Annotated in this window: 19 protein-coding genes; 3 read left to right on the forward strand and 16 right to left on the reverse strand. The window is 39.9% G+C overall.

Annotation, left to right across the window (positions count from 1 at the left end):
- Positions 1 to 83 precede the first annotated feature (83 nt).
- The 6 genes from SY85_RS02815 to SY85_RS02835 all read right to left on the reverse strand — a co-directional run bounded on the left by SY85_RS02815 (position 84) and on the right by SY85_RS02835 (position 4,363).
- On the reverse strand, positions 84 to 965 hold the full coding sequence (locus SY85_RS02815) for a hypothetical protein (protein ID WP_148661103.1): 882 nt from the start codon (positions 963 to 965) through the stop codon (positions 84 to 86).
- Entirely contained in the window at positions 962 to 1,654 is a 693-nt protein-coding gene (locus SY85_RS02820; RefSeq protein WP_066401708.1) for an SIR2 family NAD-dependent protein deacylase, read from the reverse strand. The genes SY85_RS02815 and SY85_RS02820 overlap by 4 nt, the downstream gene beginning before the upstream one ends.
- 67 nt (positions 1,655 to 1,721) lie before the next feature.
- Positions 1,722 to 2,381: a YfbK domain-containing protein gene (locus tag SY85_RS25830; protein ID WP_236938279.1), complete on the reverse strand. Its 660-nt coding sequence runs from the start codon at positions 2,379 to 2,381 to the stop codon at positions 1,722 to 1,724.
- 188 nt (positions 2,382 to 2,569) lie between these two features.
- Positions 2,570 to 3,328, reverse strand: a complete 759-nt coding sequence (locus SY85_RS25835) for a vWA domain-containing protein (RefSeq protein ID WP_250647450.1) — start codon at positions 3,326 to 3,328, stop codon at positions 2,570 to 2,572.
- Positions 3,329 to 3,477: 149 nt separating this feature from the next.
- Positions 3,478 to 3,858 carry a hypothetical protein gene (locus tag SY85_RS02830; RefSeq protein ID WP_066401709.1) on the reverse strand — a complete coding sequence of 127 codons (381 nt, stop codon included), beginning with the start codon at positions 3,856 to 3,858 and terminating at the stop codon, positions 3,478 to 3,480.
- Positions 3,859 to 3,955: 97 nt separating this feature from the next.
- Entirely contained in the window at positions 3,956 to 4,363 is a 408-nt protein-coding gene (locus SY85_RS02835) for an EVE domain-containing protein (RefSeq protein WP_066401710.1), read from the reverse strand.
- 135 nt (positions 4,364 to 4,498) lie between these two features.
- On the opposite strand from SY85_RS02835, the gene SY85_RS02840 reads away from it, so the two are divergent.
- A complete protein-coding gene (locus SY85_RS02840; RefSeq protein ID WP_066401711.1) occupies positions 4,499 to 5,062 on the forward strand; it encodes a fasciclin domain-containing protein in 564 nt (187 codons plus the stop codon).
- A gap of 186 nt (positions 5,063 to 5,248) precedes the next feature.
- On the opposite strand, the gene SY85_RS02845 is transcribed toward SY85_RS02840, so the two are convergent.
- The 5 genes from SY85_RS02845 to pdhA are packed head-to-tail and all read right to left on the reverse strand — an operon-like array spanning position 5,249 to position 8,607.
- The gene (locus tag SY85_RS02845) at positions 5,249 to 5,968 is read right to left on the reverse strand and encodes a (Fe-S)-binding protein (protein ID WP_066401712.1); all 720 of its coding nucleotides are present in this window, start codon (positions 5,966 to 5,968) and stop codon (positions 5,249 to 5,251) included.
- 1 nt (position 5,969) lies between these two features.
- The gene (gene ribH, locus SY85_RS02850; protein WP_066401713.1) at positions 5,970 to 6,470 is read right to left on the reverse strand and encodes a 6,7-dimethyl-8-ribityllumazine synthase; all 501 of its coding nucleotides are present in this window, start codon (positions 6,468 to 6,470) and stop codon (positions 5,970 to 5,972) included.
- A 44-nt stretch (positions 6,471 to 6,514) separates the two neighbouring features.
- On the reverse strand, positions 6,515 to 6,859 hold the full coding sequence (locus SY85_RS02855) for a four helix bundle protein (RefSeq protein WP_066401714.1): 345 nt from the start codon (positions 6,857 to 6,859) through the stop codon (positions 6,515 to 6,517).
- A gap of 35 nt (positions 6,860 to 6,894) precedes the next feature.
- Positions 6,895 to 7,587 (reverse strand): tetratricopeptide repeat protein, encoded by a 693-nt coding sequence (locus SY85_RS02860; RefSeq protein ID WP_066401715.1) that lies wholly within the window; start codon positions 7,585 to 7,587, stop codon positions 6,895 to 6,897.
- A 24-nt stretch (positions 7,588 to 7,611) separates the two neighbouring features.
- A complete protein-coding gene (pdhA, locus tag SY85_RS02865) occupies positions 7,612 to 8,607 on the reverse strand; it encodes a pyruvate dehydrogenase (acetyl-transferring) E1 component subunit alpha (protein WP_066401716.1) in 996 nt (331 codons plus the stop codon).
- 580 nt (positions 8,608 to 9,187) lie between these two features.
- On the opposite strand from pdhA, the gene hxpB reads away from it, so the two are divergent.
- Positions 9,188 to 9,850: a hexitol phosphatase HxpB gene (hxpB, locus tag SY85_RS02870; protein WP_066401717.1), complete on the forward strand. Its 663-nt coding sequence runs from the start codon at positions 9,188 to 9,190 to the stop codon at positions 9,848 to 9,850.
- An 85-nt stretch (positions 9,851 to 9,935) separates the two neighbouring features.
- Positions 9,936 to 12,812: a DEAD/DEAH box helicase gene (locus tag SY85_RS02875; protein WP_066401718.1), complete on the forward strand. Its 2,877-nt coding sequence runs from the start codon at positions 9,936 to 9,938 to the stop codon at positions 12,810 to 12,812.
- Between the two features lie 102 nt (positions 12,813 to 12,914).
- Here the strand turns inward: SY85_RS02875 and SY85_RS02880 are convergent, their stop codons facing one another.
- The 5 genes from SY85_RS02880 to SY85_RS25300 form a co-directional block, all read right to left on the reverse strand.
- Positions 12,915 to 13,142: a hypothetical protein gene (locus SY85_RS02880; RefSeq protein ID WP_066401719.1), complete on the reverse strand. Its 228-nt coding sequence runs from the start codon at positions 13,140 to 13,142 to the stop codon at positions 12,915 to 12,917.
- Positions 13,143 to 13,152: 10 nt separating this feature from the next.
- Positions 13,153 to 14,805, reverse strand: a complete 1,653-nt coding sequence (locus SY85_RS02885; protein WP_066401720.1) for a sodium:solute symporter family protein — start codon at positions 14,803 to 14,805, stop codon at positions 13,153 to 13,155.
- Between the two features lie 55 nt (positions 14,806 to 14,860).
- The gene (locus SY85_RS02890) at positions 14,861 to 16,351 is read right to left on the reverse strand and encodes a family 43 glycosylhydrolase (RefSeq protein ID WP_066401721.1); all 1,491 of its coding nucleotides are present in this window, start codon (positions 16,349 to 16,351) and stop codon (positions 14,861 to 14,863) included.
- 64 nt (positions 16,352 to 16,415) lie between these two features.
- Positions 16,416 to 17,609 (reverse strand): aldose epimerase family protein, encoded by a 1,194-nt coding sequence (locus SY85_RS02895; protein ID WP_066401722.1) that lies wholly within the window; start codon positions 17,607 to 17,609, stop codon positions 16,416 to 16,418.
- A 475-nt stretch (positions 17,610 to 18,084) separates the two neighbouring features.
- Positions 18,085 to 18,807 carry a 3-keto-disaccharide hydrolase gene (locus tag SY85_RS25300; RefSeq protein WP_066401723.1) on the reverse strand — a complete coding sequence of 241 codons (723 nt, stop codon included), beginning with the start codon at positions 18,805 to 18,807 and terminating at the stop codon, positions 18,085 to 18,087.

Raw genomic sequence — 18,807 nt, forward strand, 5'->3', positions numbered from 1 at the left:
CTACCTTGGTAGTTTTAGGAAAAGATAACTCACTTATTATTTAAGGATATTTTGAATAAACCAAAGTGAATCCATGCATTATTCTAATGCGTTCCAGACGTATTATTATATTTCCTCGAAACTAGAATTGCTTTATTCCCATTCCAATTGTACAATTGAGTTTTTTTAAATGTTTCATGACTAAGGTTACCCTTACTTGATCCTTTTCTTATTTGCTTTATAATGCTATTGGGCTTGCCACCATTATCCGATGGGAAAATTAGATTTTCTAAATAGTAACTCTCCTCGTCTCCTACTTCCATAATTGAAGGCAAGCTTAGAATTTGGGTGCCATTCCAGGCAAATGGATATGTAAAATTAGGAATCATACAGGCTGCACCTGAAAAGTATACTTCAATTATTGCTTGTATCCTATTTAAGCCCTTGTTGCCATGAAGTGTAGCACCAGCACTCATAGCGCTTTCCAGATTATCAATTGTAAAGTAGGTGTAATCAATAATCTTTCCATTATGAATTGCTTTTATTACTGCGCTATATACCTTCCTGATATCATCACGAACATCTAAGTGCATCTTTTCATAAGGATCTTCCATAATTTCAGCTATACCAAATACAAATTTTACATCCTTATCTTCTACCTTATTAAATGACAAGTCTCCACTCCATATATACCCCTTTTCATCACGACCTTGAACATTATATTGGATTTCATACCAGGGAGCAGCTATACCAGAGACTTCCAATAAACTATCAGTCCCTCTTAATATGGTTACTTCAGAGCCGGAAATTAGCTTGTTCTTATAATTGGTACTGTAAATGGGGGTTTCATGAATATAGGCTGTATCTGCAAACACAAAAGTCTTTTGCCCATTCATAAACTGATTGTAGCAACCCGGTTCTTGACGTATTTGTGTTAGTCCCAGAAGTGGTAAACATAAGAGTATGGATAAAAATAGTTTTCTCATTTAATGTCAAGTAATAGTTCTTTAAGCAAGGGCATACCTTCTGTAGCAGTTTTTTCAATCTTGGTTAAATTGTATAAAGGAGATGTGTAAGGTATTTTTTTATCGACTATAAACTTGGGTATTTGCCATGGAGCATAATCTACCAGTCCGGCGGCAGGGTAAACCACTAATGAGGTGCCTACTACCATAAAGATGTCAGCGCTTTTCACCAATTGTATGGCATTTTCAATCATAGGAACAGGCTCTTCAAACCAAACGATATGCGGCCGTAACTGGGCACCGTCATCAGCCTTATCGCCTATTTGTATATCACCTTCTATTGGATAGACCAATGATTCATTTGTTTCACTGCGCATCTTGAAGATTTCCCCATGAAGGTGTAGTACATTCTTTGAGCCTGCCCGCTCATGCAGGTCGTCAATATTTTGAGTAACGATCTGCACATCAAAATGTTCCTGAAGATCAGCCAGAATATGATGTGCTTGATTAGGTAAAGCATCCTTAACATTACGGCGTCTGAAATTATAGAACTCCAATACCAATGCCGGGTTTCGTTTCCATGCTGTTGGCGTGGCCACTTCATGAATATCATAGCCCTCCCATAAGCCATCTGAATCCCTAAATGTTTTCAGTCCACTTTCAGCACTGATGCCAGCACCTGATAGTACAACGAGTTTCTTTTTGGCCATCCCTAAAAATAAATGATTTCAATAAATGTTAGGTGCCTACATGATAATTAGGTACCTAACATTTACACTAGTTCTTTGCCAGGGAGCTGGTGGCTTTTACCAAATCAATAAACTCTTTTCGATAGCCGTTGGGATCAGCACCTGTAGCAGATGTGGCGAGTGAAATCACCTGCTTGTAATTGCTGCTTTCTTTAAATTCAGAATTGCGCAAAAGGAGCCCAAACTCAGCTACAGCGGCTGAAAACCGAAAATTATTGGATGTGCTTTCAACGCTTAGCTTTTTATCATTGACTTCAATAGAAAGCAAACGACTTATCGTTTCATCAGGCTTCTTATAGCGTAGCTTCACAGTCATGATCTCTGTAGAATTACTGCCGATAATCTCCCTTTTATTGGATTGATACTTTAGGCTATCCACTGACTGTGTAAACTTGTCCTTTATACCTACAGGAATTACTTCGTATAGAGCGGTAACGGTATGCCCACTACCTAACTCACCGGCATCTTTTTTATCGTCATTGAAATCTTCAGCAGCCAGCATGCGGTTTTCATAGCCAATCAAACGATAAGCCTGTACTTTGGAAGGATTGAACTCTATCTGGATCTTTACATCTTTAGCTATGGTAAATAAAGTACTGCCAAACTCATTAACCAATACTTTCCTGGCTTCATTACTATTATCAATATAGGAATGATTCCCATTGCCCTTATCAGCCAACTGCTGCATTTTATTGTCTTTATAATTGCCCATACCAAAGCCCAATACACTAAGGTAAATACCACTCTCCTGCTCCTTTTCTATCAGGCGTACCAGTTCGTCATCGCTACTAACACCAACATTAAAATCACCATCTGTTGCCAGTATTACTCTATTGTTGCCATCATTTATAAAGTTCTCTTTTGCAGTCTTATACGCTAGTAAAATTCCCTCTCCCCAGCGGTAGAACCACCAGCCTGCAGGTTGTTAATGGCTTCCTTAATTTTGGCCTTATTACTGCCATTTGTAGAAGGTAAGACAAGGCCTGAATTGCTTGCATAGACAACTATTGCCACCTTATCTTTTTCCCTTAGTTGATCAACCAACATTTTCAGGGATTCTTGTACTAACGGAAGCTTATTGGGTTCAACCATTGAGCCACTAACATCAATTAGGAAAACAAAATTGGATGCAGGAAGGTTATCTGTTGGAATCTCTTTTCCTTTTAAACCAATATGCACTAATTGATGTTTGGTATTCCATGGACAACTGGCTATTTCTGTAAATACGGAGAATGGTTCATTGCCTTTAGGAGCCTCATAATCATAGTCAAAATAATTGATCATCTCTTCAATGCGCACGGCACCTGCAGGTGGTAAACTTCCCTCTTGTAAATAGCGTCTAACATTACTATAGGATGCCTCATCTACATCTATAGAAAATGTGGAAAGAGGTTTCTTTAAAGGTGATAGAAATCGGTTTTCAATGATATTGTCATAATCTTCGGTATTAATTGGGAGTTCTGGTTTCGCTTCATCTAGCTTGTTAGATTCCGCTACCATTGTAGTATCTGTTGTAGTTAAGGTCACATCTTTTATGGCCACATTATCAGTAGACATATGTCGGCCACCTTGATTACAGGCTGCAAAAAAGCATAGTAGCGCCACAGCTGCTAGAGCAGTTGATTTCGTAAACATGATTGAAGATTTAATGGTTATAGATAGATGCAAAAACTGAGAATTTGCATAAAGGCAAGGTGGGCAATCGTTAGAAGAAATAGAAATGATGACAGTAGTTTATAATTAAAAGGATAAATTAATTGTGCTGGCTGTCAATTAAAGAAGCCTTATTGTTTCCTTAAGAAAATAATTGTACTGTCTTTTGCTATAAGCTTGATGTAAGATGAATCGATAGGTTGATAAGAAAGTACAGAAGAATCTTCTTTCAGCAGGAGTTGCTTGTTTTTACTATCAAATGTATAGCCTGATTTTGTTACCGAATCTTTTTGGTGAAGTGTTATGGTATCTTTTGTGAAGGAGACATCATAAACTGCAGTGTCATAGAGTGTGGAGGCTAAGAGCATTACACCGATTAAATTACTATCGGGTGTTGCAATAGAATCGATCTTCCATTGACCAATAAGCGCATTAGAAGAATTGGTTGTCTGTTTACAAGAAACCAAAAAAATAAATGCTGCTGAAATAGCAGCCAGTGTTAGCTTTTTCATTGTTGCAGGTTTTAATGAATTAAAACTGCAGGCCTGCAACAATGAATACGCAAAACCTTAAAAGGGTAACCTGTAAAAAGTATAAATTCTTAAAAAATTATTCGCCGGCTAACTCCATCACCACTTTCCATTCCTCTTCTTTAACAGGCGAAACTGATAAACGGCTTAAACGTAGTAAAGCCATATCTTGTAGGCGGGGCTCTGCTTTAATTTGTTTAAGGGAAACCGGCTGTTTTAATTTCTTTACCGGCTTAACATCAACAACCAACCAGGCTGTTTCATCTGTTGTAGGATCCTGATAATGTTCTTTTGCCACTTCGGCTATGCCTACTATTTCTAACCCTTCATTACTGTGGTAAAATAGTAATTTGTCACCTTTACGCATGTCTCTTAAGTTGTTGCGCGCTGCATAGTTGCGAACACCATCCCAAAAGGTTTTACCATCGTTTACAAATTGATCCCAGCTGTATTTAAAGGGTTCGGATTTTATTAGCCAATATGCCATAATGCTCTATCTAATTTAATTGCGACTGCAAGAATAATTTTTTTTCACTTTTCCAATCCAAGTTTTTTCTGTCTGCGTAATTATTACAGCATGTCGCTTTTACAATCATGCAGTAATCAATAAAACAAAATCATTATGAAACGTCTATTATTGGCAGTTTTACTGCTAACTGGAATTGTATTGTCATCACACGCGCAAACTTCTATGAAGAATGAAAAAACAGTTATGGTGGGAGGCGCCGCTATGTATCCATCAAAGAATATTGTAGAGAATGCTATGAACTCTGCTGATCATACTACGTTGGTTACAGCCGTTAAAGCCGCAGGTTTAGTGGAAACCTTGCAAGGGAAAGGCCCTTATACTGTATTCGCTCCTACTAATGCCGCCTTCAATTTACTACCAGAAGGAACTGTAAATAACCTGGTAAAGCCTGAGAACAAAGCCATGCTAACCGGAATTCTAACTTATCATGTTGTACCCGGCCGTTTAGATAGTAAAGAGTTAATGAAATGGATAAAAAAAGGAAATGGTAGTACTGAACTAACAACTGTTGCTGGCGGTAAACTCTGGGTGATGGCTAAAGACAATGAACTCTGGCTGAAAGATGAAAAAGGCGGAATGGCTAAAGTGGAAATTAAAGATGTCTACCAAAGCAATGGAGTGATACATTCTATTGATCATGTGTTAATGCCGAAATAACCCCCTGTCCCCCTAAAGGGGAGACTTAGGTTATTGCTTTCCTTTTTATTGAATCTGTTACTTAGAAATATCGGTTAAACAATAATGCCTCCCAAAGGAGGCATTATTGTTTATAATTTATCTATAAGGATGATTGTGTAACGGCAGTATAATAAACCTAAGTCTCCCCTTTAGGGGGACAGGGGGTTACCATCCATTTGCCAACACATCAGCAATATGCAGAGGCTTAATTGAATAGTTTTTGCCTTTGATATAGCCACCTAAGTGCATGAGGCAGGAAAGATCAGTAGATATGAGGTATTGCGCTTCGGTAGCCAGGGCATTTTCTACTTTTTGTTCTCCCATGGCTATGGAAATAGGCTCAAACTTTACGGCGAAGGTGCCGCCAAAGCCACAGCAGGTTTCAACATCATTCATTTCAGTCAGCTCTAAGCCTTTTACATTGGCCAGAAGTTGGCGTGGCTCATTCTTGATCTTACATTCACGTAAAGCCGCACAGGAATCATGATAAGTGGCCTTGCCATTCAGGGAGGCGCCTACATCTGTAACTTTTAGAATGTTGACCATGAAGTCGGTAAACTCAAAAATGTTTTTACTAAGAGCAGCTACTTCATGATGTAAAGAAGAGTCCTGAAAGAGTTTACTATAATAGTTGCGAACAAAGCCAACACATGAGGCGCTGGGAGCAACTATGTATTGATCGGGGTTGAAGTCCTTTAAGAACTTAGTACAAACCTCGCGCGATTCATCCCAAAAGCCAGCATTGAAAGCTGGTTGACCACAGCAGGTTTGGTTAGGATTATAGGTGATTTTGCACCCTGCTTTTTCCAACACCTTTATCATATTGAAAGGCGTTTCCGGATAGAGCTGGTCTACGAAACAAGGCACAAATAATTGTACGTTCATTTTATTTATCCTTTTTCAATAAACGGCTTAAGGCTATCATTTTCAGCGCTGTAATAGCTGCTTCCTCTCCTTTATGACCATGTATACCACCAATGCGCTCCTCTGCTTGTTCTTGCGTATTGACCGTTAATACACCAAAAATGGAGGGAACATCTAAGGTTACATTCAGTTGAGTAATGCCTTGTGTTATTGATTGGCAAACGTAGTCAAAGTGCGGCGTATCGCCTTTTATCACACAGCCTAAAGCAATAAAGGCATCAGCCTTTTCTTTCTTTTTGGCTTCTTTGTGATAGTGCTGGATAGCAAAAGGAATTTCAACAGCGCCAGGGACTACAATTGTCTTTGTATGAATGCCTTGTTCGTGAAGGATACGTAAGCAGCCGTTTTCCAATTCGTTGATAATGGCTGCATTCCATTCTGTTTTCACAAGAACAACGAGGGCATCCTTTATTTGTGGGATGCCCTCTGTTTGTAATAAGGTACTATTAGCTATTTGTGCCATAGAAAGTAGAAAGGTTCAAGATTTAAGAGTCAAGGTACAAGGTCTTAGTTCAATTTATTCAGAATAGCAGATAAGATCTTTCTGATCTGGTTACCTTCATCAATTAACTTAGTCTGTTTATCGGTTAGGTCCAGATTGTCATAAGTTAAAACTAAGCCCAACCAATAAACCGTTTCTTTTGCTTCCCTTCTGGAAATCTTTATTTTCATTTTTTCATCCAGCTTGCCTAAATCATCAGATGCTTCAATATAGTTTGCTCCAATTGAACCACTTGAACGGATAACTTGACGTATATACTGTATATTAATTACATCCCATTTTAAGGCTCTGCAAAAATCTCTAACATCGATCGCGTATGTTGAAAAACGCTCTTCTAACTGTTTAGACATCTTCTTGCGCCTTGTTTCTTTATCCTTGAGCCTTATTATTTATATTCTCCTAATTGTGCTAAGAATTTATCAGCTTCAAAACCTTTCTCTGTACGAGGGAATTTTTGCTTTAATTCTTTGAATAATTCAACAGCTTGTTTCTGATCATTAACTACGCGAGCTGCAAAGTAAGCTGCCATGAACAGGTAGTCAGATGAGTTGGCTTCATCTTTTTCAAAATGATGAGCTGCTTTCTTGTAATTACTTAAAGCGTCATTGTTCTTGCCTTGTTCTGCGTAAGCATCACCTAACAACTTGTAAGCTCTGGCTTGAATTTGCTTGGCATCTGAGCTAAAGTCGTTTAAGAATTTTACTGCATTAGCAGCGTCGCCTACTTGCAAATAAGAAGCACCAGCATAGAACTTAGCCAGGTTACCAGCTTTTGTACCAGAGTATTTGTCGGCCAGTTTTACAAAGCCTTGGTTAACGCCATCGCCATTTAAAGCCAAGCGGAAAGAGTCTAAGCGATAGTATTCTTCAGCTTTAAAAATTGCTTCAGCCGCTTTTTGCTCGTTAGGCTTCTGAACGAAGTTCTTGTAAGCCAGGTAACCACCGCCTACTAAGATAATAGCCAATGCCGCAATGGTAATGGGGCGGTTGTAACGACTCCAAAAGTCTTTTGCACGATCCACCGCCTCTGTTTCCTGATTTTGTTCAACCGGGCGGGATACTGTTTTTGTTTCAGCCATTGAAAGGATAGTTTATTGGTGGTTTTAATCTACAATGAATGGATAGTTCTGATCAACGTATACGTCTTTTAGTACCTCGTCGTCATTAGGCCATGGTGATTCTTCCGCAAATTTCACGCTTTCTGCAACAGCTTGGTCTACCCTTCTGTTAATTTCTGCGATTTCATCGTCCGTTGCGAACTTATTTTTCTTAATGGTTTCTAAAATTGCGGTAATAGGGTCTTTTCCTTTATACTCTTCTACCTCTTCCTTTGTACGGTATTTCTGAGGGTCAGAGATAGAGTGACCTTTATAACGATACGTTTTGATTTCTAATAAAGTAGGGCCACCACCTTCACGAGCTCTTTTCACGGCACGGCTAACACCTTCATGAACTGATTCTGGGCTCATACCATCTACTACATCAGATGGCATGTCGTAACCATCGGCCAACTTAAAGATATCAGTAATATTAGAGGTACGCTTAATAGAGGTACCCATTGCGTAGTTATTGTTCTCGCAGATGAAGATCACTGGCAGTTGCCAAAGCATAGCCAGGTTGAATGTTTCATGCAGCATACCCTGGCGGGCAGCACCATCGCCAAAGTAGGTTAAGCACACATTATCAGTGCCTTTATACTTTTCAGCAAAGGCTAAACCAGCACCGGTACCAATTTGGGCACCTACAATACCATGACCGCCATAAAAAGCCTGCTCTTTACCAAAGAAGTGCATACTACCACCCTTTCCTTTAGCACAGCCTGTGGCTTTGCCATAAAGCTCAGCCATACAAGAGTTTACCGAAATACCCTTGGCAATAGCCAAACCGTGGTCGCGGTAAGCGGTAATGAAAGGATCTTCTGGGCGGGTAGCCGTCATACAGCCAGCCGCAATAGCTTCCTGCCCTACGTAGGCATGGAAAAAGCCACGGATCTTTCCTTCCATTTTGTATTTCTCTTCAGCCATTAACTCGAACTGACGAATCAATTGCATCAGTTCATACCAGTACAGATAGGTCTCTTTTGTAAATTTTGTTGCCACCCTTTACGGAATTTGGTCGCAAAAATAAGGGAATATAATATAGGATGTTCGATTGGTTATCAACAGAAAAGAAGGAAAAACTAATTAGCTGATTAGCTAATGGGAAGATTAGCTGATGAAATGGGGAATCAGAAGTTTAAAATTTCCTATTTAAAGATTTATAATTTGAAGATTTTAGGTTGTATTCACCTTACTTTTTGCTTTTCTACCCTTATTTAAGAAATCATTGTACCCATCGTCGTCTTAAGCGGGTGATTGCTTCGGGACTTGTTCGGGAATTGTTCGGGAATTCTTCGAAACGGCCCGAAGGAGTCTCGAAGAAGGCTCGAATAAGTGTGCTACAAGGAGTAAGAAAAGGTTTGTGGTGAATGTTTATTAATTGGTTGCGAATGTGCGGCACTTTAGTAAATGTCTGCTGAAGGAATAGTAAAAGAAATCATCAGTTTTTACCTGATAAATCCTTTGTGTGTCCACTGTAACTCCCTTAAAGTGGTAAGGGCTGGTAAATAAATTTGTGAGTTTTATTTATAGATAAAAAACGGCTCATAGGCTATCTTTGCGGCCCTAAATAGAGAGATGGATGCTGGATACAGTGATTTTTGATATGGATGGCTTATTGATTGATTCTGAACCACTTTGGTTTGAGGCTATGCAGGAAGTATTTGAAAAGCAAGGGGTAAGCCTTACTAAAGAACTGGCCAGTAAGACTACCGGGCTGCGAACCATTGAAGTTGTTCATTTCTGGCACCGCTATTTTGATTGGAAGAATGTAAGCCAGGATGAAATTGCCGATGATATTGTAGATCTGGTAATAGAAAAGATCATTGCTTCTGCTACTATTATGCCTGGAACGCATGAAATATTATCGTTTTTTAAAGCCAAGAATGTCAAAATGGGTCTGGCGTCTTCATCGCCTATGCGATTGATAAAGGCCTCCTTACAACATTTTCAGTTGGAAGGCTATTTTGATGGTCTTTATTCTGCTGAATTTGAAGCTTACGGTAAACCCAACCCGGCCGTTTATTTATCCTGTGCTGAAGCTTTGGGTTCCTCCCCTCTCTCCTGCCTGGCCTTTGAAGATTCTATTAATGGCATGATCGCTGCCAAATCGGCTCGCATGAAGGTGGTAGTGGTACCGGAGCCGCATAATAACTCTAATCCTAAATATGTGTTAGCCGATTTGCAATTAAGTAGTCTTACTGAGTTTACGGAATTACATTGGCAACAACTATCCGTTTTATAAAAGAAGCTATTGGGCGATTATTTTTCCCGTTACATTTGCTACCCTTTTTTTGAAAAACTCATTGAATCTTATCCTGTATTAACCCATGAACGGAACGCTGCTTGAGAAAAAAGACACCAAGGTTGTCTTATTATTTACGCCTGAAGAATTCCATCGGAATTATCAAGTGCTGCAGTCTTTGCAGATCAATAAGTCCACGAAAGGAATTGACTATACAACTGGCGATCTGAATCGGCAGGAAGTATATAAAAATTTCCCCTCTCTTACACAAGATGCCAAGGTATTGTTATTGAAGTTTCAATCTGAGGCTATTAGTGAATTAAGGCAAAGCATTGAACAGCGTTTTGCCAAACAAAAGGCTGGTATTTCTGGTCAGCAGTTTTTAACTAATGCCTTGCACCGGCATTTTCACCAGTTGTTTTTGGATTTGCGGCCATACTTCACTGATGTAAAATGGTACCATAAAATACGTAAGCCTGAAAATCCAAGATATCAAACATTACCTTGTTCCTTTCACTTAACAAAAGCACGGTTGCGCTTTGATGTTATCAAAGATGAAAATGGACTTGGAATACAAGCGTGGGTGGTGATAGATGATCAGCCGCATAATTTGGCTGACTTTGTTAGGCATACCTTCTTTTTGGAAAAAGACAATACATACTATTTACTTGCTTATAAGGATAGTCAAACTATACAATGGTTGGAACAGCCGGAGGCAAAGCAATATGCCAATGACCCCGCAGCTTTTACAGAACATGTAATAGGACGCCTGGAGAGTGATTATTCTGTAAACCGGAATGGCTTATTTGAAGAAAAGCAGGTGGAAGCCATACCTGTTTGCCGGGTAATGCTTTCCGAATTGAACAATTCGTTTCTGATGATCACGCCCCAATGGTTATACGATGGCGTAACTGTAGACGGCCCCTGGAAGGATACTTATGAAACGACATTAAATGGGGAGCGGATTCGTATTGCACGACATAAAGCCACAGAGCAAGATTTTCTGAAAGCTTTAGTAGCGTTGCATACCAACTTTACTAATCAGTTTAACGGTTACTACTACCTGCCCTTTGCTGAAGCGCAGAAAAAGCAATGGTTTATTAAGTCGTATTATAAGCTGCTGGAAATGGATATTGAAGTAGCTGGTATGGATTTACTTCAGCATTTTAAATATTCGGCACATCAGGCTGAAACGGTTGTTAGCATTCAAAAGGAACAAGGCAGTTTTGTACACTTACAAGTGGCTGTTTCTTTTGGAAAAGAAAAGATATCCTTAACGCAGCTGCAAAAGACCTTATATGCTGGCCAACGTGCCATTGTATTAAAAGATGGCAGCCTGGGTATGTTGAGTGATGATTGGTTGCGTCAACATGCGGCCATTATAAAGCATGGAACGGTTAAAGGCAGTGAAATCGTAGTATCGAAATTCCTGGCCATACCTGAATCTGGAACAGAAGATGCGAAGCCAATATTAGGCAATTTAGTAAATGAAAGTTGGTGGCAGAAATGGCAACGTTGGCAAACAGGTACTGAACCAGTTTATAGTCTTCCTCAAAGCATATCTGCTACATTACGCCCTTATCAGCAAAAAGGATTTGAGTGGCTGGCATTGCTGGCTGATATTGGTGCTGGTGGCTGCTTAGCTGATGATATGGGATTGGGTAAGACCTTACAAACTATTTGCTTCCTGGCCTGGTATTGCGAGCAATATCCGCAAACCAAACATTTAATTGTTTGTCCTACCTCTTTGATCTACAATTGGCAGCAAGAATTGCAGAAGTTTGCCAGCAGTTTGAAGGTAGAAGTCATTCATGGAACAAATCGCAGCGACAACGCTTCAATTGTCAGTGCACAAGTACTAATTACCAGCTATGGCACCTTGCGCAGCAATAGCGATATATTATTATCTCAGGAGTTTGGTGTGGCTGTATTGGATGAAAGTCATCATATTAAAAACCCAGCGGCGCAGATCACTCGCCTAGTACAGGAAATACCCGCTACTATCCGTATTGCACTAAGCGGTACACCTGTTGTAAACAATACATTTGATTTGTATTCTCAATTAAACTATTCCCTTCCCGGTTTGTTTGGTACGCGTGAATTCTTTAAGCGCGAGTATGCTGATGCCATTGATCGCTATGGTGATGAATACAAGATCAAGGCTTTGCAGCGATTAACTGCTCCTTTTATTCTTCGTAGAACAAAAGAGCAAGTAGCCAAAGATCTTCCTGAAAAAACGGAGTCTGTTCTTTGGTGTAAAATGGGACCCAGACAAGAGGAATTATATAATGAGGTGAAAGATCAGATACGCACTCGCTTATTGGGCGATATACAAACGAATGGTTTGGGTAAATCAAAGTTAGCAGTGTTACAAGGACTGCTTAAGTTGCGCCAGATCTGCAATGATCCGCAATTGTTGCCATTGGATGAACAACAGGGCTGTACAGAATCTACCAAAACAGAAATGTTACTAGAGGAGCTGTCGAACTTATTAGGCCGTCATCGGGTATTGGTATTCTCCCAGTTCAGCAGCATGCTGCAATTGCTAGCCAGGGCTTGTGAAAAGAAAGGTATTTCCTACTACCTGCTGGATGGCCAAACGCCGGCAGAAAAGCGGATGCAGATGGTCAATAACTTCCAGGAAAATGGGAATGCACCAAGTCTATTCTTTATCAGCTTAAAAGCAGGTAATACCGGCCTTACCTTAACGGCCGCAGATTATGTGTTCTTGTTTGATCCATGGTGGAATACAGCTGTAGAACAGCAGGCTATAGATCGTACCTATCGCATAGGGCAAACCAAGAATGTATTTTCATACAAGTTGATCTGTAAGAATACTATTGAAGAGAAGATCATTGAACTACAAAATCGTAAAAAACAATTAGCTGAGGAGCTAGTTTCAGAAGATGAAGGGTTTGTAAAAGCCTTGAGTGAAGATGATATTGCTTATTTGTTCTCATAATCGTAGAAATAAAGTTTCAATAATAAAAGAGCCTTTGCTTTATGGCAAAGGCTCTTTTATTTAAATAGATACTTGTTAAAAAAAATCTAGACTTAATTATCCTTAATCTCTTGGCGGTTCTTCTACTAATTCATCATATCCTTCTTTACGTTGAGAAAGGATGATCATGAAAACACCAAAGGCTAATAAAACAAGGCCGGTATACCGATTTATGCTTTCGCCTGTTTCTAATTGTGTGGTAGCAAAAAAACTGTATACTAACAGTAACAAGCCGATAATGGTAAAGAACAGTCCTATAACAAAACGTAAGTCCAATAAGCGTTTTTGCATGTTACTCAATTTAATAGAAAATAATATTAAGGATGGTCGTAATTACTAATACAGTTATACCTAACCAGAGGGGGTTCTTATACCAGACTTTGGCTTTATCGGTTTGTTTAGGGGTAAGGCTATAAACCAGGCCTATCAGTTCATCATCCTTTTTAGGGCGGGTAAACAAGCTTACCAGTACTGTTATAATAAAACAAACAAGGAAAGCAATACCTGCAATGTTGAACGCCTGGCTGGTGCCGGAATAGAACTCATGGACATTAGTGATCCAACCGCCTTTTCCTTCAGCAACGGTCAAACCATGCGTAAGCGCTGCAGCTGCAGTACCGGAAACCAATCCCCAGAAGGCGCCATTGGCGGTAGTGCGCTTCCAGAACATACCTAAAAAGAAAGTAGCAAAGAGCGGAGCGTTTACAAAAGAGAAAACCAATTGTAGCAAATCCATAATGCTATTGAACCCGCGGGCTACATAGGCGGTGGCAACAGAAATTAGAATACCCACAACAGTGGTAGCCTTACCTACCATGAGGTAATGGCGTTCCGAAGCATTGCGGCGGATGTGCGACTGGTAGATGTCAAAAGTCCAAACGGTGTTAAAGGCTGTTACATTTCCCGCCATTCCTGACATAAAAGAAGCAATTAATGCAGTTATACCCACTCCAAGGATACCACTAGGATAAAGATTTTGCAGCATTACGGGTAAGGCCATGTTGTAGTTGACACTACCGCTGGCATCGGTTGGTAACGCATAACTGTCTGAACCTTTTTGTAGAGCCAATAGTATGATACCGGGTAAGATCACAACGATTGGCATTAAGATCTTAGGGACAGCCGCAATGATAGGTGTGCGTTGGGCTTCATTTAAGTTGCGGGTGATCATAGCACGCTGTACCACCAGGAAGTCGGTACACCAATAGCCAAAGGCAAGAACGAACCCTAGGCCAAATACTAGGCTAAACGCATCTACCCCCATAGGGTTGGTAGAGGGGCTGGCCATGCCTTTCCATAAATGTAATTTAGCGTTGTCTACATTTTGCATGATGCCTTCCCAGCCACCAGCACGATCTATACCTATGATTACGATTGGAAGTATACCTAGTACAATTAAGAAGAACTGAAGTACTTCATTATAGACGGCACTAGTAAGTCCGCCCAGGTAGGTATAGACTAATACAATACCCGCGGCCAACCAGATGGAGACGTTAAAATCCCACCCTAATATGACTTCCATTAAGAGAGCCAAGGCATATAAGGAAACGCCGGATGAAAAAACGGTCATGGCGGCAAAAGAAACGGCATTGAACGTTCGGGTCTTTTCATCAAAACGCAGCTTTAAATATTCCGGTACTGAGCGGGCCTTACTGCCATAATAAAAGGGCATCATAAATATTCCCAGGAAGATCATGGCAAAGGCAGCACCCAACCAATAAAAGTGGGTGGTGTACATACCATATTTGGCCCCATTGGCAGCCATACCCAATACTTCCTGGGCTCCCAAGTTAGCAGAAATGAAAGCCAGCGACGCAATCCACAAGGGAATATTGCGATTGCTCATGAGGAAGTCATTGCCGGTTTTTACCCGCCGTTTTAACAGGACGCCAATGCCGATCACAAAAACAAAGTAGATGACAATAATGAGGTAGTCAATTATCTGAAGATTCATAAGGTTTATTTGTTGGAGTAATAAGGACTAGCCCGAAAGTTACATAAACAAGCCATTACTTGTTCTTTAATTCAAAGTTGTCAAATACGCCTACCCGTGTGCTATCGCCTTTTGCAAAAAGTCCTACTCTTACGGCTCTATCCCAAGGAGGCAGGTAGGAACCATTGATTGGTGTAAGATTTAGCTTTTTGAGATCTTTACCGGAAGGACTATAAAGGAATGTAATGTTCTTGCCTTCTCTAACCTGCACACCCATTGTAAGGCTTTGGGTATTAGAAAGGCTTCGGCTTATTAAAGTAGATTTTTTGCCGCCTTTAATTTGTACAATTAGCAGCTTGCCTTTATCGTAATAAAGCGAAATGACATTTTTCTCATCGCCAATTAAACCTATGCCTGTAGCCGCTGAGGCTTTCTGTACACTCACTGTTGTAGTGGCAGTATAATTACCAGAAATGGTTTTATGGCCAATAAAAGATCCGGGATAGGAAGGTGAAGCCGATAAATACAATGCACTTCCCTTAAAGGTAAATTGCGGCTTTTCAAACACACTCCATTGCCAATGAGTAGCCATTTTTTCGTTTATAAAATCATACGAGCTTTTATATAATGGGGCATTTGGTTTTGGTTCAGACGGTTTTACAAACTTTATCCAGCTATCGGGTGTAATGGTATATTCAATTAGTAATCCTTGTCTACCTGTATAAACACTGCTAGCCTTGTTGTACGCATGAAAGAGGAAATAATGTTTGCCCTCTTTTGCAACAGGAGTTCCGTGTCCAGGGCATATCCATTCTCCCCCTCCCACTAAAATGGGGTTCCCGGAATATTTTTCCCATGGCCCTAATAGACTCTTTGAGCGGGCAATACCTGTAGCATAGGTACAAGCACCGCCACAGCAACCATTGGCAGCATAAAAGGCATAGATATAATCGCCATGACGTATCATAGAAACACCTTCAACCAAATTGCCTTCCCAAGGAACGGAATTATGGAAAAGCTCTTTCTTTTCACCTATTAGTCCAGTTCGATCTTCTTTCATCTCCATTGCCCAAATAGAGGTAGGCTTTTTTACACTGTTGCCATCTTCTTTCCAAACTAAATAAAGCTTTCCATCATTATCTCTCATGGGAAAGGCATCTATCGAACCAACTTCCTGGCACATGATAGGGCCAAGATCTGTATAAGGACCTTCTGGTTGATCGGCGCTGGCTACACCTATACAGAGATTACCACCTTTTTTATGTGCGGAGTAATATATATACACTTTGTTGTTATCGTAAGATATTTCAGGTGCCCAGAAGTAGTAATCTGCCCATTGGGGCAAGTTGGTAAAAACATTAGATACAACTTGCCAGTTTATAAGATCTTTAGATTTGAGAATGGGAAAGGCTGGAGCCCAATTCGAAGTAGTAGCAGTGGCCCAATAAGTATCTCCAATTTTTACAACTGAAGGATCGGGATAATCGCCGCGTAATACAAGTTGTTGACTCCACGAGCAAATTGGAAACAACATTATTAGGAATAAAGTGTTTATCAATTGCTTCATAAATAAGCTTTGTTTATGAGGTCTACATCTTTGTTAACTGCATAGGAAGTTCTATACTGAGATGTTATTGGTTTCTAACTGAAAACTTGTAAATAGATGATGTTTTATAAGTTTGTCCAGGATTAAGTATTGTGCTAGGGAATGTAGGCTGATTGGGCGCATCCGGAAAATGTTGTGTTTCCAAACAAAAAGCAGTACGGAAGTCATCTTTGCTTCCTCCTTTAAACGTGTTTTTGGATTGCATGAAATTGCCACCATAAAACTGTATACCCGGCTCTTGGGTATACACATCCATCACGATACCGGATTGATCACCAATAGCCGTTGCGGCGTGTTTAATAGAACCGTTATTACCTTTCAATACAAAATTGTGGTCGTATCCATTACCATATTTTAATTGTGTATTACTTGCGGTATCAAGCCTTGAGCCTATAGCTGTAAGTTTTGTAAAATCGAAGGGCGTACCTGCAACTGGCTCCAGTTTGCCTGTTGGAATCAACGTAGAATCAACAGGAGTGAATTGGTCAGCATTAATTTGAAGAAGGTGATTATTGACGGTACCACTACCCTCTCCATTAAGATTGAAAAAGGCATGATTGGTAAGGTTGACGATGGTCTTTTTATCAGTCGTGGCTTCATAGTTCATTGTCACTTCATTGTTGTCTGTTAGGCCATAAGTAACCTTTACATTCAAATTACCCGGAAACCCCTCTTCGCCATCCTTAGAAAGATAGGTCAACTCTAAAGTAGAATCATTGAGTTGATGCGCGTCCCATACCACTGCCTGATACCCTTTTTTGCCACCATGCAAGGTGTTGGGGCCATTGTTTGTAAACAGCTTATATTCTTTCCCATCCAACGAAAATTGGCTATTAGCAATACGATTGCCAAAACGTCCAATAGTAGCACCAAAATAGGCTTCTGTTGAGTTGACATAGTCGGCAACGCTGTTGAATCCAACCACTACATCGCGCAACTTTCCATCTTTATCATGCACCAATAAACTAACAAAACGCCCGCCGTAATTCGTAATGGCGAGTGTTAGTCCTTGATTGTTTTTAAGGATAAACAAATCTGTTGGCTTTCCATCTATTGTGTCTATAAATCCTTTTCTGTCTGGAACAAGAGTACTTGTTTGATTTACATTATTCTCCATATTCTTAGTAGCACTGTTATTTGAATAATTTGTATTGTTGTTGCAAGACATAACAACCCAGGCATTAAACAAAAGGGTGATGGCAACTTTTATTTTACTCATAAGCAACCTACTATTAGGGTAAGTATTTTAGTAGCCTTAATGTAATACATGTTTTTAGATTTATAAAGCTTTCGTTATTCCTCAGTTATGGGTATACTGGAAAAAGTATAAATATCTCTCCCGGTTGTTGAGGTTAAAACGTAAAATAAATAAGACAACTTATATTTTAAAGTCAACTTTCCACTCATCCATTACAAATCCTGCTAATCCGTAGACACTTACAGAGGAGTTATAGAGGATATCCTTCTCTACTCCTCCTACCATCCTCCTATATACATTCAGTAAAGGTTCTCTACTGACTCATTATTCATCACTCATTACTCACCACTCACTATTGACCATTCACTCCTGACTATTGACTCATTTACGTCTATAGTAAACTGAATAATAATATGAAGGGATAACAAATAATGTATCATTACCATTATTGGTTATCCCCTCGTATTTTTTGAAACTTTCTTTTTGGAATAAGACACTACAAACGCTTGATCCGAATATTCCGGTACCAAACATTATCGCCATGATCCTGTAAGGCAATCTTTCCCTTTTTAAAGGTGCCAAAGGCAGGCATATCCTTAAACTTGCTTCCTGCAATCATACTTCTCCATTGGTCATCCCACATGGTAGTCGATAGTGTATGCTGACCATTCATATAGAAGTCAAGCTTGCCTTTATTGGCAATAACTTCTACTTCATTCCACTCACCTACCGGCTTTATAGCTTCTTTGGAGGTGATAAGATCATAAAGATCGCCAGCTCTGTGTTTTGTAATCTTGGCATCGGGGTGACCATCCTGGCTTTCTGTGCCATTATCCAACACTTGCATCTCTGGACCCGTATTCCAAGTGCTAGTATACTTCGTATCTTCATTTATATAAAAGATAATACCGCTATTACCTTTCGGAGAAATTTTCCACTCCAGCTTTAAGTCAAAGTTTTCAAATTCTTCATTGGTTACCAGGTCCCCACCCGCCTCTTTATTGGATTTATCAAGGTAAATAGCATTGTCTGATATTTTCCAGGCAGCCCCAGGTGTACTCTTACCATAGGAGTGCCAACCATTTAGGTCACGTCCGTCAAAGAGTGTAATCCATCCAGAGTTTTCAGATGGTGAAGAAGTTGAATCCATAGTGGCTTTTTTAGACGAATGACAAGCCATTATTGAGCTCGCCATTATGATTAAGAGCAGTTTGTACAT

Source organism: Flavisolibacter tropicus (assembly GCF_001644645.1).
Taxonomy (GTDB): Bacteria; Bacteroidota; Bacteroidia; order Chitinophagales; family Chitinophagaceae; genus Flavisolibacter; species Flavisolibacter tropicus.